General features: G+C 49.3%; 12 protein-coding genes and 1 pseudogene. 7 read left to right on the top strand and 6 right to left on the bottom strand.

Features of this window, described 5'->3' with window-relative positions:
• Positions 1–133: 133 nt before the first annotated feature.
• The gene (gcd, locus tag D9736_RS04895) at positions 134–2,524 is read right to left on the bottom strand and encodes a quinoprotein glucose dehydrogenase (protein WP_130257838.1); all 2,391 of its coding nucleotides are present in this window, start codon (positions 2,522–2,524) and stop codon (positions 134–136) included.
• 205 nt (positions 2,525–2,729) lie between these two features.
• Between gcd and hpt the strand changes: the two genes are divergently transcribed.
• A complete protein-coding gene (gene hpt, locus D9736_RS04890) occupies positions 2,730–3,266 on the top strand; it encodes a hypoxanthine phosphoribosyltransferase (RefSeq protein ID WP_000683335.1) in 537 nt (178 codons plus the stop codon).
• Between the two features lie 40 nt (positions 3,267–3,306).
• Here the strand turns inward: hpt and can are convergent, their stop codons facing one another.
• Positions 3,307–3,969, bottom strand: a complete 663-nt coding sequence (can, locus tag D9736_RS04885) for a carbonate dehydratase (RefSeq protein ID WP_130204959.1) — start codon at positions 3,967–3,969, stop codon at positions 3,307–3,309.
• Between the two features lie 108 nt (positions 3,970–4,077).
• Here can and D9736_RS04880 point away from each other — a divergent pair, with 108 nt between their 5' ends.
• From D9736_RS04880 to D9736_RS04865, 4 genes are all read left to right on the top strand, one after another.
• The gene (locus D9736_RS04880; protein WP_000150637.1) at positions 4,078–5,004 is read left to right on the top strand and encodes an ABC transporter ATP-binding protein; all 927 of its coding nucleotides are present in this window, start codon (positions 4,078–4,080) and stop codon (positions 5,002–5,004) included.
• Complete coding sequence (locus tag D9736_RS04875; RefSeq protein WP_064525104.1) at positions 5,001–5,771, top strand: ABC transporter permease; 771 nt, start codon at positions 5,001–5,003, stop codon at positions 5,769–5,771. The genes D9736_RS04880 and D9736_RS04875 overlap by 4 nt, the downstream gene beginning before the upstream one ends.
• A 104-nt stretch (positions 5,772–5,875) precedes the next feature.
• Positions 5,876–6,316: a PTS sugar transporter subunit IIA gene (locus D9736_RS04870; RefSeq protein WP_130217376.1), complete on the top strand. Its 441-nt coding sequence runs from the start codon at positions 5,876–5,878 to the stop codon at positions 6,314–6,316.
• Between the two features lie 56 nt (positions 6,317–6,372).
• Complete coding sequence (locus D9736_RS04865) at positions 6,373–7,599, top strand: polysaccharide deacetylase family protein (RefSeq protein ID WP_130257837.1); 1,227 nt, start codon at positions 6,373–6,375, stop codon at positions 7,597–7,599.
• 3 nt (positions 7,600–7,602) lie between these two features.
• Here the strand turns inward: D9736_RS04865 and panD are convergent, their stop codons facing one another.
• Complete coding sequence (panD, locus tag D9736_RS04860; protein WP_000621508.1) at positions 7,603–7,983, bottom strand: aspartate 1-decarboxylase; 381 nt, start codon at positions 7,981–7,983, stop codon at positions 7,603–7,605.
• A 273-nt stretch (positions 7,984–8,256) separates the two neighbouring features.
• Between panD and rpnC the strand changes: the two genes are divergently transcribed.
• Both rpnC and D9736_RS04850 read left to right on the top strand, forming a co-directional pair.
• Positions 8,257–9,141, top strand: a complete 885-nt coding sequence (rpnC, locus tag D9736_RS04855; protein ID WP_130257836.1) for a recombination-promoting nuclease RpnC — start codon at positions 8,257–8,259, stop codon at positions 9,139–9,141.
• Positions 9,142–9,209: 68 nt separating this feature from the next.
• Positions 9,210–9,431 carry a hypothetical protein gene (locus D9736_RS04850; protein ID WP_130257835.1) on the top strand — a complete coding sequence of 74 codons (222 nt, stop codon included), beginning with the start codon at positions 9,210–9,212 and terminating at the stop codon, positions 9,429–9,431.
• 81 nt (positions 9,432–9,512) lie between these two features.
• Here D9736_RS04850 and panC read toward each other — a convergent pair whose 3' ends face one another.
• From panC to D9736_RS04835, 3 genes and pseudogenes are all read right to left on the bottom strand, one after another.
• Positions 9,513–10,364, bottom strand: a complete 852-nt coding sequence (panC, locus tag D9736_RS04845; protein WP_001468145.1) for a pantoate--beta-alanine ligase — start codon at positions 10,362–10,364, stop codon at positions 9,513–9,515.
• 11 nt (positions 10,365–10,375) lie between these two features.
• Entirely contained in the window at positions 10,376–11,170 is a 795-nt protein-coding gene (gene panB / locus D9736_RS04840) for a 3-methyl-2-oxobutanoate hydroxymethyltransferase (protein ID WP_130204969.1), read from the bottom strand.
• 112 nt (positions 11,171–11,282) lie between these two features.
• A pseudogene (locus D9736_RS04835) lies at positions 11,283–12,524 on the bottom strand (fimbrial-like adhesin); the annotation flags it as partial.
• Between the last annotated feature and the right edge of the window lie 31 nt (positions 12,525–12,555).

Genomic DNA, 12,555 nt, shown 5'->3' with positions numbered 1-12,555 from the left:
TGATGCGCTACGCTTATCAGGACTACGCTACCTGTGCAATTCATTGATTTTGCACAATTTTGTAGGCTGGATAAGGCGTTCACGCCGCATCCGGCATGAACAACGCGCACGTTGTCAGCAATCTGAGCAAGTCTTACTTCACATCATCCGGCAGGGCATAAGCCACAATATAGTCGCCCATCTTCGTACCAAATGAACCGTGACCGCCTGCGGAGATCACCACATACTGCTTACCATTCACTTCATAGGTCATTGGCGTCGCCTGACCACCCGCTGGTAAACGACCCTGCCACAGTTTTTCACCGTTGCTCATGTTGTAAGCGCGCAGGTAGTTATCTGCCGTAGCGGCAATAAACAGCACGTTACCCGCCGTGGAGATAGGCCCGCCCAGCATCGGCATACCCATATTGAACGGCACCGGAACCGGCATCGGGAACGGCATACTATCCTGCGGCGTACCAATTCGTTTCTTCCACACCACTTCGTTGGTTTTCAGATCCAGCGCCGAGATATAGCCCCATGCTGGCTGTTTACACGGCAGACCAAACGGTGAAAGGAATGGGTTGAGCGTGACGCCATAAGGTACGCCATACTGCGGCTGAATGCCGGATTCCGTACCCGTACCTTTGGCATCTTTCGGCTGTTCCATCGGATTACCCGGTCCGCGCGGGATCAGTTTCGAAACAAACGGCAGCGCCATTGGGTTGGCAATCGCCACTTCACGATTCGGATCAACGGAAATCCCGCCCCATTCGAACATCCCCAGGTTACCCGGGAAGACCAGCGTACCCTGTTCAGATGGCGGGGTGAAAATGCCTTCATAGCGCATCTGGTGGAACATCACGCGGCACACCAGCTGGTCAAACATGGTGGCGCCCCACATATCCGCACCGCTCAAATCTTTTGTCGGACGGAAGCTCAGTTCAGAGAACGGTTGAGTAGGGGTAACGTAATCGCCTTTCGCTGCACCTTGGGGAACCGGTTTTTCCGGGGCCGGAACCACCAGTTCACCATTACGACGATCGAGCACAAAAATGTTGCCGGTTTTCGCCGGAGCGTAAATAACCGGCACTTTCTGACCATTAACGGTGATATCCGCCAGCGTCGGCTGTGCCGGAAGATCCATATCCCACAGGTCGTGGTGAACGGTCTGGTAGCTCCACGCCAGTTTCCCGGTAGTGGCATTCAGCGCCAGAATCGAGCTGGCATAACGTTCCTGTTCCGGTGTGCGGTTACCACCCCAGATATCCGGCGTGGTCACGCCCATCGGCAGATAGACCAGATCCAGCTTCGCGTCATAGGCCGCAGGAGCCCACGAATTTGGCGAGTTAAAGGTAAAGGTGTGCTCGTCAGACGGGATCGCGTTCGGATCTTTTGCGCCCGGATCAAAGGCCCACAGCAGCTCACCAGTGTTGACATCAAAACCACGGATCACGCCAGACGTTTCGCGGGTTGAGAAGTTGTCGGTAACTGAACCGGCCATCACGATGGTTTTATCGGTGATAATCGGCGGCGAAGTCGGTTCATACAGACCCGGTTTGGTGTCCGGCATATTGCTTTGCAGATTGAGCACGCCTTTATTGGCGAAGGTTTCGCACAGCTTGCCGTTTTCAGCGTTAATCGCAATCAGGCGACCATCATTCACCGGAAGAATGATACGACGCGGGCAATCCGCCATCACTTCCGGCGAAGCCGTTTCAGCTTTGGCTTCATGATAAGAGACGCCACGACAGGTTACATGCTGGAAGGACTCGTTGGTTTTCAGCTCAGGATCGTAATGCCATTTCTCTTTGCCGCTGGCGGCATCGAGCGCAAACAGACGCTGGTGAGCGGTACACAGGTAAAGGGTGTCGCCCACTTTAATTGGCGTCACTTCATTGGTGATTTCGCCCGGATCGTTCGGCTGTTTCACATCGCCTGTACGGAACACCCAGGCTTCTTTCAGGTTGTGGACGTTATCGGCGTTAATTTGTTTCAGTGGTGAAAAGCGTTGACCTTCCTGATTGCGGCCATAGGCAGGCCAGTCCTGATCGGCAACGGGTGAGATAGCTTCGGCAGGTGTGGCATCGGCGCTTAAAGTGCCATTGATTTCCTGCGGATCGTTAAATCCGGCCCAGGTCAGGATACCGCCACTAATCAGCAGTGCCACCACCAGTGCGGCAACTGCGCCGCCGGAAGGAATGGCCAGGCGACGCCAGACAAACGGCAGGATCAGCCAGATGCCGAAGAAGACCAGAATGTCGCTGCGCGGAGTCAGCGCCCAGAAGTCGAAACCAACTTCCCAGACGCCCCAAATCATGGTGCCGAGCAGCAGGGCGGCGTACAGCCAAAGCGCGGCGCGTTTATTGCGCCACAGCTTCCAGGCGACGCCGAGCATCACAAGGCCTGCGATAGGGTAGTACCAGGAGCCGCCAATCGCGACCAGCCAGCCTCCGCCAATGAGAAGATACAGCCCGCAAAGCGCTGCAAATAGGGCTGTTAGCGTGACGAGTAATCGTCGCGAGCCTGTATTGTTAATTGCCATAAAGAAACACCATTTCAATTCATTAATATTTTAGTAGCAATTAATTATAGGTTTTAACATGTGTGATCGTCATCACAATTTGAGCTTTATTAACAGATTCCGCCAATGAATAGTTTTACTGGTATACTGCATGTCTTGCGCTTTGTTGCGGTGCTGAATCCCGCCCGTGCGAAGTGATTTGTTTTTAAATCATATGGTTAGAGATATGAAACATACTGTAGAAGTAATGATCCCCGAAGCGGAGATTAAAGCGCGTATCGCCGAACTGGGTCGTCAGATTACTGAGCGTTACAAAGACAGCGGCAGCGATATGGTGCTGGTAGGTCTGCTGCGTGGCTCATTTATGTTTATGGCGGACCTGTGCCGTGAAGTTCAGGTATCTCATGAAGTCGATTTTATGACCGCCTCCAGCTACGGTAGCGGCATGTCCACCACCCGTGATGTGAAAATCCTCAAAGATCTGGATGAAGATATCCGTGGCAAGGACGTGCTGATTGTTGAAGATATCATCGACTCGGGGAATACACTGTCGAAAGTGCGTGAGATCTTAAGCCTGCGCGAACCGAAGTCGCTGGCGATTTGTACGCTGCTCGATAAACCGTCCCGTCGTGAAGTGAACGTCCCGGTAGAATTTATCGGTTTCTCGATCCCGGATGAGTTTGTGGTGGGTTACGGCATTGATTACGCACAGCGTTACCGTCATCTGCCCTATATCGGCAAAGTGATTCTGCTGGACGAGTAAGTGTAAAGTTGCCGGATGTGTTGCATCCGGCATGGCATATTTATTTGTGGTTGGCGTGTTTCAGCTTGAGGTTGGAAATCCCGTGACGGTAACGTTGCTCAAGGGTTTCGCGGTTGGTGGCAGTAACATCCAGATCACGCAGCAAGCCGTCGTGAATGCCGTAGGCCCAGCCGTGAATGGTCACTTTCTGCCCGCGTTTCCACGCTGATTGCATAATGGTGGAGTGGCCCAGGTTATATACCTGTTCCATTACGTTCAGTTCACACAAGGTATCCAGACGGCGCTCTGGCGGCATTTCGCCGAGCAATGAGCTATGTTTGAACCAGATATCGCGGATGTGCAGCAGCCAGTTGTTGATAAGCCCCAGTTCCGGGTTTTCAACTGCGGCTTGTACGCCGCCGCAACCGTAGTGGCCACAGATAATAATGTGTTCAACTTCGAGAACATCCACTGCATACTGAACCACGGAAAGGCAGTTCAGGTCGGTGTGAATGACCAGGTTAGCAACATTACGGTGAACAAAGAGTTCGCCCGGCTCAAGACCGGTTAAACGTTCTGCAGGAACGCGACTGTCGGAACATCCAATCCATAGAAAGCGCGGTTTTTGCGCTTGTGCCAGTTTCTCAAAAAACCCGGGATCCTCTTCCACCAGCATTTTTGACCATAGTGCATTATTGCTGATGAGTGTATCTATGTCTTTCATGGAGGTTAACGACCTGTAACCAAATAATTACGTTTGGCTAATATAGGGCAACTCCGGGACGATTTAAACCACAGATAAAGTGTAAGAACGTAAGGTAAGTAAAAATTTATGACCATTGCACTGGAACTTCAACAGCTTAAAAAAACCTATCCAGGCGGCGTTCAGGCGCTTCGTGGGATAGATTTGCAAGTCGAAGCGGGTGATTTTTATGCGCTTCTCGGGCCGAACGGGGCCGGAAAATCAACCACTATCGGTATTATCAGCTCTCTGGTAAATAAAACCTCCGGGCGGGTCAGCGTATTTGGTTACGATCTTGAAAAAGATGTCGTCAACGCTAAACGTCAGTTAGGACTGGTGCCACAGGAATTTAACTTCAACCCGTTTGAAACCGTACAGCAAATTGTGGTGAATCAGGCGGGGTACTACGGTGTAGAGCGCAAAGAAGCGTACATACGCAGCGAAAAGTATCTTAAGCAACTCGATTTGTGGGGAAAACGCAACGAACGTGCGCGCATGTTATCGGGCGGGATGAAACGTCGTTTAATGATTGCCCGCGCGCTGATGCACGAACCTAAACTGCTGATTCTTGATGAACCGACCGCAGGCGTGGATATCGAACTTCGCCGTTCAATGTGGGGCTTTTTGAAGGATTTAAACGACAAAGGCACCACCATCATTCTTACCACGCATTACCTGGAAGAAGCAGAAATGCTGTGCCGCAATATCGGCATTATTCAACACGGTGAGCTGGTGGAAAATACCTCGATGAAGGCGCTGCTGGCGAAGCTGAAATCAGAAACCTTTATTCTCGATCTCGCACCGAAAAGCCCGTTACCGAAACTCGATGGCTATCAGTATCGACTGGTGGATACCGCCACGCTGGAAGTTGAAGTGCTGCGTGAGCAGGGGATCAACAGCGTATTTACGCAGCTAAGTGAGCAGGGCATTCAGGTATTAAGTATGCGTAACAAAGCTAACCGTCTGGAAGAGTTGTTTGTTTCACTGGTTAATGAAAAACAAGGAGATCGCGCATGATGCATCTTTACTGGGTGGCGTTAAAAAGCATCTGGGCGAAAGAGATCCATCGCTTTATGCGTATCTGGATACAGACGCTGGTGCCACCGGTCATCACCATGACCCTTTACTTTATCATCTTCGGTAACCTGATTGGTTCGCGTATTGGTGATATGCATGGCTTCAGCTATATGCAGTTCATTGTTCCGGGGCTGATCATGATGTCGGTGATCACCAATGCCTACGCCAACGTCGCTTCATCATTTTTTGGCGCCAAGTTCCAGCGTAATATTGAAGAACTGCTGGTCGCTCCGGTTCCGACTCACGTCATTATTGCCGGATATGTCGGCGGTGGCGTAGCGCGCGGACTGCTTGTTGGTATGCTGGTGACAGCAATTTCGCTGTTCTTTGTACCGTTTCAGGTGCATTCGTGGGTATTTGTCGCTTTAACGCTGGTGCTCACGGCGGTGTTGTTCTCTCTTGCCGGATTGCTTAATGGTGTGTTTGCCAAAACGTTTGATGACATCAGCCTGGTGCCAACCTTTGTGTTAACGCCACTCACGTATTTGGGCGGGGTGTTTTACTCACTGACCTTGCTGCCACCGTTCTGGCAGGGGCTGTCGCATCTCAACCCAATCGTTTATATGATCAGTGGATTCCGCTACGGCTTCCTTGGCATTAATGATGTGCCGCTGGTTACTACTTTTGGTGTGCTGGTTATTTTTATTATTGCGTTTTATCTGATCTGCTGGTCGCTGATCCAGCGTGGGCGCGGTCTGCGCAGCTAAGGCTATTTCCTCTCCTCTGGATTCGGGGGAGAGGAGTTTTGACGACTATCACCCTTTATCAACAATGGTCAGGGTAGACTGATTTTCAGCTAAGGAGGAAGGTGATGTTAGGTTGGGTAATTACCTGTCACGACGACCGGGCGCAAGAGATGTTGGATGCGCTGGAAAAAAAACATGGCGCACTTATCCAGTGCCGGGCGGTGAATTTCTGGCGCGGATTAAGTTCCAATATGCTCAGCCGCATGATGTGCGATGCTCTGCATGAAACAGATTCTGGCGATGGGGTTATCTTTTTAACCGATATTGCAGGTGCTGCGCCTTATCGTGTTGCATCGTTATTAAGCCACAAACATTCCCGTTGCGAAGTGATTTCTGGTGTCACGTTACCGTTAATTGAGCAGATGCTGGCCTACCGTGAAACGTTATCCAGTGCGGAGTTTCGCGAGCGAATTGTCGAACTGGGTGGGCCTGAAGTCAGTAGTCTCTGGCACCAACAACAAAAAAATCCCCCCTTTGTCCTCAAGCATAATTGGTTCGAGTATTAAATCGCATTCCGATTTTGCTACACTAACGGCGCTGTTTCTCGCCTGGTAGTTTTCTCATGATTAAAAAGATTATTTTTTTACTGCTGCTGGTTTCATCTGGTGTCGGCGCAGCGCTTCCCGCGCGTTATATGCAAACCACTCAGGATGCAGCTATCTGGGGAAAAATTGGCGACAAAACGGTAACCGTCGGCAACATTCGCGCCGGGCAGATTATTTCGGTCATCCCAACCGCTGCCGATTATTATGAATTCAATTTTGGTTTTGCTACGGGGTATATTGATAAAGGGCATCTGGAACCTGTACAAGGGCGGCAAAAAGTTGAAGATGGTCTGGGGGATCTGAATAAGCCACTGAGTAACCAAAATCTTATTACATGGAAAGATACTCCGATATACAACGCGCCTGATGCGGGTAGTGCGCCATTTGGCGTGTTGGCCGATAATTTGCGTTATCCCATTATTAATAAATTAAAAGATCGCCTGAATCAAACCTGGTATCAAATTCGTATTGGCGAACGACTGGCCTATATCAGTGCACTGGATGCGCAGCAGGATAACGGTATTCCTGTGTTGACCTACCATCATATTTTACGCGATGAAGAGAACACCCGTTTTCGTCATACTTCGACCACGACGTCGGTGCGAGCTTTCAATAACCAGATGACCTGGTTGCGCGATCGTGGATATACCACGTTAACCTTGTATCAACTGGAAGGGTATCTGCGTAATTCGATGAATCTTCCGGCTCGCGCGGTGGTGCTGACATTTGATGATGGCTTGAAATCAGTGAGTCGTTATGCATATCCCATTCTGAAACAATACGGTATGAAGGCGACGGCATTTATTATTACCTCTCGCATCAAACGTCATCCACAGAAATGGAATCCGCAGTCATTACAGTTTATGAGTGTTTCTGAACTGCTTGATGTCAGCGATGTTTTTGATTTCCAGTCACATACTCATTTTTTGCATAGGGTAGATGGATATCGCCGACCCATATTACTCAGCCGCAGTGAGCATAATATTCTGTTTGATTTCGAACGCTCTCGCCGGGCGCTAAACCAATTTAATCCTCATGTATTGTATCTTTCTTATCCCTTTGGCGGATTTAATGACAAAGCGGTAAAGGCGGCAAATGATGCCGGGTTTCATCTGGCGGTGACCACCATGAAAGGGAAAGTTAAACCGGGGGATAATCCGTATTTATTAAAGCGGCTGTATATTTTAAGAACAGATTCGCTGGAGACGATGTCGCGGCTGGTGAGTAACCAGCCGCAGGGGTGATTATCAGGCAACCTGTACCGGAATCGCTTTCGCGGTACGTTTCATTTCATTGTCGCCTTCAAAGTAGGCAACGTTGGGGCGCCAGGTACGGGCTTCTGCATCTGGCATAGTGACGAAGCTGGCGATGATGACAATATCGCCGACGCTGGCACAGTGGGCCGCTGCACCGTTGACAGAAATAATTCTCGAACCACGTTCTGCCGCGATGGCATAGGTGGAGAAACGCTTGCCGTTGGTAACATTCCAGATATCAATGGCTTCGTTTTCGAGAATACCGGCTGCGTCAAGAAAATCCTGGTCAATGGCGCAAGAACCTTCATAGTGCAGGTCCGCATGAGTCACTTTCACGCGGTGGAGTTTGCCCTGCAGCATCGTGCGAATCATAACTTCTACCTTTCTACCCTGTCGTTAACGAAGCAGGCGGTGCCTGCTTTGAGAAAATTCTCACGCAGTATTGCCCGATTTTTGATAAGTGTCTACTGATCTGATGGCTTTTGCACCAGCAGTTTGCGTACCGCGCCGAAGCGTGCCATGTAACGCCTGTAACCAATTGAAATTTCTCTGAACGCTGCTCGGTAAACAACAAAGAGGTGGCTGACGACGGCACGCCTTGACTGGATACTGCCTTCACACAGGGCCACACGGAAGGCAGGGAAGATGGACGCACCGAGTACCACACCGCATGACGCGGTATTTAAACAATTTTTAATGCATGCGGAAACGGCTCGCGACTTCCTGGATATCCATTTGCCAGTGGAATTACGCGAACTTTGTGACCTCAACACGCTTCATTTAGAGTCGGGGAGTTTCATTGAAGAGAGCCTGAAAGGACACAGCACGGACGTGCTCTATTCCGTGCAAATGCAGGGCAATCCCGGTTATCTGCACGTTGTGATTGAACACCAAAGCAAGCCGGATAAGAAAATGGCCTTTCGCATGATGCGTTATTCTATTGCTGCCATGCACCGGCATCTGGAGGCGGATCACGATAAGCTGCCGCTGGTGGTGCCGATTCTGTTTTATCAGGGCGAGGCCACACCTTATCCGCTCTCAATGTGCTGGTTTGATATGTTTTACTCACCGGAGCTGGCGCGACGCGTTTATAACAGTCCATTCCCGCTGGTGGACATCACCATTACGCCGGATGACGAAATCATGCAACATCGGCGGATTGCGATTCTCGAACTGCTGCAAAAACATATTCGCCAACGCGACTTAATGTTATTGCTGGAGCAACTGGTCACGCTGATTGACGAAGGGTACACTAGCGGAAGTCAGTTAGTTGCCATGCAAAACTATATGCTGCAACGTGGTCATACTGAACAAGCGGATTTGTTTTATGGTGTGGTGAGAGACAGGGAAACGGGAGGGGAGTCTATGATGACGCTGGCGCAGTGGTTTGAAGAGAAGGGGATTGAGAAGGGAAGACAGGAAGTAAGTCAGGAATTCGCCCAGCGTCTTCTGAGTAAAGGAATGTCTCGGGAAGACGTTGCAGAGATGGCAAATTTACCTCTTGCTGAGGTTGATAAGCTGATTAACTAAGTTATCTGCATTATCAGTTTTAGCCAGATAATTGTTATTGTTAACTGACCAGATAATTAAGAGAACCTATGGACATAAAGACACGGAGAGAAACCAGGCAGACGTTGGCGCAGTGGTTTGAAGAGAAGGGATTCCAGAAGGCGTATCAAGAAGCGTATCAAGAAGTAAGACAGGAAGTAAGACAGGAATTCGCCCAACGTTTTCTGAATAAAGGGATGTCTCGGGAAGACGTTGCAGAGGTGACAGCTTTATCTCTTGCAGAGATTGATAAGCTAATTAACTCTAACTAAGTTGTCTACGATATGAATAATCGCTTACAAATATCGTGGCAATGAATAATTGGCGCCATCAGCCGTAGCGCCAGTTAAGTATTACGCCAGTTCGACCAGTTTGTTGTCGATCAGGCGAGCATCGCCAAGCCAGGCGGCTACCAGAATCACTGCCCGTTTGCTGTTTTCAGAGACCTCCAGCAATGTGTCGGCATCACGAATCTGAATATCATCGGCGCGGAAGCCTTTTTCATTCAGTTCTTGCCCTGCAATGGCAATAATCTCATCGAGATCCCGCTCTCCAGCCTGCAATTTGTCGGCAATCGAACTTAAAACCTTGTACAGACCCGGCGCAATTTTGCGTTGTTCCGCCGTCAGATAACCGTTACGGGAACTCAGCGCCAGACCGTCTTTCGCGCGCATAATCGGTACGCCGACAATCTCAATATCGAAGCCCATATCGGCAACCATTTTGCGGATCAGCGCCAGTTGCTGAAAGTCCTTTTCGCCGAAGCAGGCGATGTCCGGCTGGACCAGGTTAAACAGCTTGCTGACGATGGTCGACACGCCGCGAAAATGTCCCGGACGGCTGGCACCTTCCAGCATGGTCGAAAGGCCAGGAACATCAACATAGGTGTGGGTTTCGGTACCGTTCGGGTAGATCTCTTTTACCGAGGGCGCGAAAACTAAATCCACTTTACGTTTGTTTAGCTTTTCGCAGTCCTCTTGCAAGGTCCGTGGATAACGTGCCAGATCTTCCGGGCGGTCGAACTGCATCGGGTTAACGAAAATACTGACCACCACCACATCGGCGCGGGCTTTGGCTTCGTCGACCAGTTTCATATGGCCATCGTGCAGGTTACCCATGGTTGGCACCAGCGCCACGCGCTTACCTTCCATACGCAGGCGGCGAATTTGCTGACGCAGCAGCGGCAGGGTTTCGATAATTAACACAACGTGACTCCTTAATGGAAACTGTGTTCTTCGCCCGGATAAACGCCGGACTCCACTTCAGCCATATACTGCCGCACAGCCGCGCGGATGTCGCCCGTTTCGGCGAGGAAATTTTTAGCGAATTTAGGAATGTGACCGCCGGTAATACCAAAGGCGTCGTGCATCACCAGGATCTGCCCATCGGTGACGTTACCCGCACCAATACCGATAACCGGGATCGCCAGCGCTTCGGTAATGCGTTTTGCCAGCTCAACCGGCACGCATTCCAGCACCAGCAATTGTGCACCAGCGGCTTCTAAGGCTAATGCATCGCTGAGCAGTCGATCTCCCGCTTCATCGCCGCGCCCCTGTACTTTGTAGCCGCCGAAAATATTCACTGACTGTGGGGTTAAACCTAAGTGACCACATACAGGAACCGCGCGCTCAGTAAGCATTTGTACCGTTTCAACCAGCCACTCACCGCCTTCAATTTTGACCATATTGGCGCCAGCACGCATAACCGTTGCGGCGTTTTCAAAGGCTTGTTCCGGCGTGGCATATGCCATAAACGGCAGGTCAGCCAGCAGCAGGCAGTTTGGTGCACCGCGACGTACGGCGGCAGTGTGGTAGGCGATATCGGCAACGGTTACTGGCAGAGTGGAGTCGTGGCCCTGAACGGTCATGCCCAGCGAATCACCCACCAGCATCACGTTAAGCCCTTCATCGGCAAACAGTTTAGCGAAGCTGTAGTCGTAAGCGGTGATGGTCGCGAAACGCTTTTTTTCTTGTTTGTATTTTTGCAGCAGGGAAATCGTTGTCGGTTTCATAACGTATCCTGATAAATGATGTTGTGCTGTCTGGCATTTTATCAGTCACATTGGTGGGGGCAATGATTTATCCGTAGCAGCACTGCCAGAAGCTGGCAGTGCTGCTACGTTATCAGGGATAGGTTACCTGGAAAGTACTGGTAGCTTTAAATTCCCCAGGTTCGATAGTAATATTCCTGTCTTGCTTTAATGTAGCCTGGAAATGAAGAGGCTGTGATGTGCCCTTACCTTGATTAGGGTAAACCCCATCGGAGGTGTCATCTTCGGTTTCATAATCTTTATAAACAGAGGTCGTATCATTAGGTTTTAATGTCATTAGCGGATTTTTACTGGTTGCTAAACCTTCAATGAGTACGCCAACACCTTTGGCTGCAGTGCTTCCAGTAAGCGTATTGCCAAGCAGTAGTGTATTTTCAGTACCTACTTTTCCAGTGACAAGTTTTGTTTCAATATTACGCACACGAATACAATTCTGAAGCGAGATATCAAAGGGAACAGGTGACGCACCATTTTTAATTGCCCCAGAACTATATTCTCCCATTCTAACCGTTGAACCATTGACTGATGGTCCGGTAAGCATGGATATAAAACATGTTGGTAAGGTTAATTTCACATTATTCAGTGTGAAATTGACATAAATGTGGTTGCTATGAGGTTTGATTTTAGTACCAGGATTGAAGGCCTTAAACGAATAAAGATAATTTGATGAGCTGGATAACTGGACTTGTTGATTAGATGTAGGGTCGAAATTAACATCTGTATAAAATTCAACAGTTATGTTGTGTAAAATACCACCAATAGCCCAAAATTTATTGTCGCTGTTTGCTCTGTTGCAACCCCTGGTTTGTAGATCGTTGTCTGTTACGGAAAAGAAAAATTCTTGGTTTGAAGGATCTCCGATATATATTCCTGGTGATTGAATATCAGTTATTGTATTGTATGCAGACCAGACATTTGATATTAACAAAGTGTAATACAGGCCAGGAACTGATGTCTTAAATAGTTTATGCCCGCCATAATCTTTACCTGAATAGACCATGGCATTTTCAATGGTTATTGGCCCAGCAATCGCTCCGCCAGATGTATTGCAGTAAAGAATACCACCACCGATACCTGTGTCCAGATATGACCAGTACAGTTTTACCCCTGTCGGGCCGAACTGCGTGGGTTTATAAAAAACCAAGTTGCTTGATGTTGATGTGTAATTAAAGGTCATCTGTGCGGCAGTGGAGGGGCCTTTAAAATTATCAACGCCTGATTTATCTCCCACAATAAAACTTGTAGTTGCGCTAACTGTATAACAACAAAAATATAGTGCCAGAAAAAGAAAATATTTGAAGAGTGTTTTCATTTTTACTCCATTGTTGCGTTTTTATTAGAGTTTG

Source organism: Escherichia sp. E10V10, from assembly GCF_004211985.1.
In the GTDB taxonomy this organism is placed as follows: domain Bacteria; phylum Pseudomonadota; class Gammaproteobacteria; order Enterobacterales; family Enterobacteriaceae; genus Escherichia.
Note: the sequence above shows the minus strand (reverse complement) of the source record. Positions and strands in the feature narration are given on the sequence as shown.

Excerpts from the sequence above, each read along its gene's own strand:
- gcd (WP_130257838.1), bottom strand. The coding sequence starts at position 2,524 with ATGGCAATTAACAATACAGGCTCGCGACGATTACTCGTCACGCTAACA.
- hpt (WP_000683335.1), top strand. The coding sequence starts at position 2,730 with ATGAAACATACTGTAGAAGTAATGATCCCCGAAGCGGAGATTAAAGCG.
- can (WP_130204959.1), bottom strand. The coding sequence starts at position 3,969 with ATGAAAGACATAGATACACTCATCAGCAATAATGCACTATGGTCAAAA.
- D9736_RS04880 (WP_000150637.1), top strand. The coding sequence starts at position 4,078 with ATGACCATTGCACTGGAACTTCAACAGCTTAAAAAAACCTATCCAGGC.
- D9736_RS04875 (WP_064525104.1), top strand. The coding sequence starts at position 5,001 with ATGATGCATCTTTACTGGGTGGCGTTAAAAAGCATCTGGGCGAAAGAG.
- D9736_RS04870 (WP_130217376.1), top strand. The coding sequence starts at position 5,876 with ATGTTAGGTTGGGTAATTACCTGTCACGACGACCGGGCGCAAGAGATG.
- D9736_RS04865 (WP_130257837.1), top strand. The coding sequence starts at position 6,373 with ATGATTAAAAAGATTATTTTTTTACTGCTGCTGGTTTCATCTGGTGTC.
- panD (WP_000621508.1), bottom strand. The coding sequence starts at position 7,983 with ATGATTCGCACGATGCTGCAGGGCAAACTCCACCGCGTGAAAGTGACT.
- rpnC (WP_130257836.1), top strand. The coding sequence starts at position 8,257 with ATGGACGCACCGAGTACCACACCGCATGACGCGGTATTTAAACAATTT.
- D9736_RS04850 (WP_130257835.1), top strand. The coding sequence starts at position 9,210 with ATGGACATAAAGACACGGAGAGAAACCAGGCAGACGTTGGCGCAGTGG.
- panB (WP_130204969.1), bottom strand. The coding sequence starts at position 11,170 with ATGAAACCGACAACGATTTCCCTGCTGCAAAAATACAAACAAGAAAAA.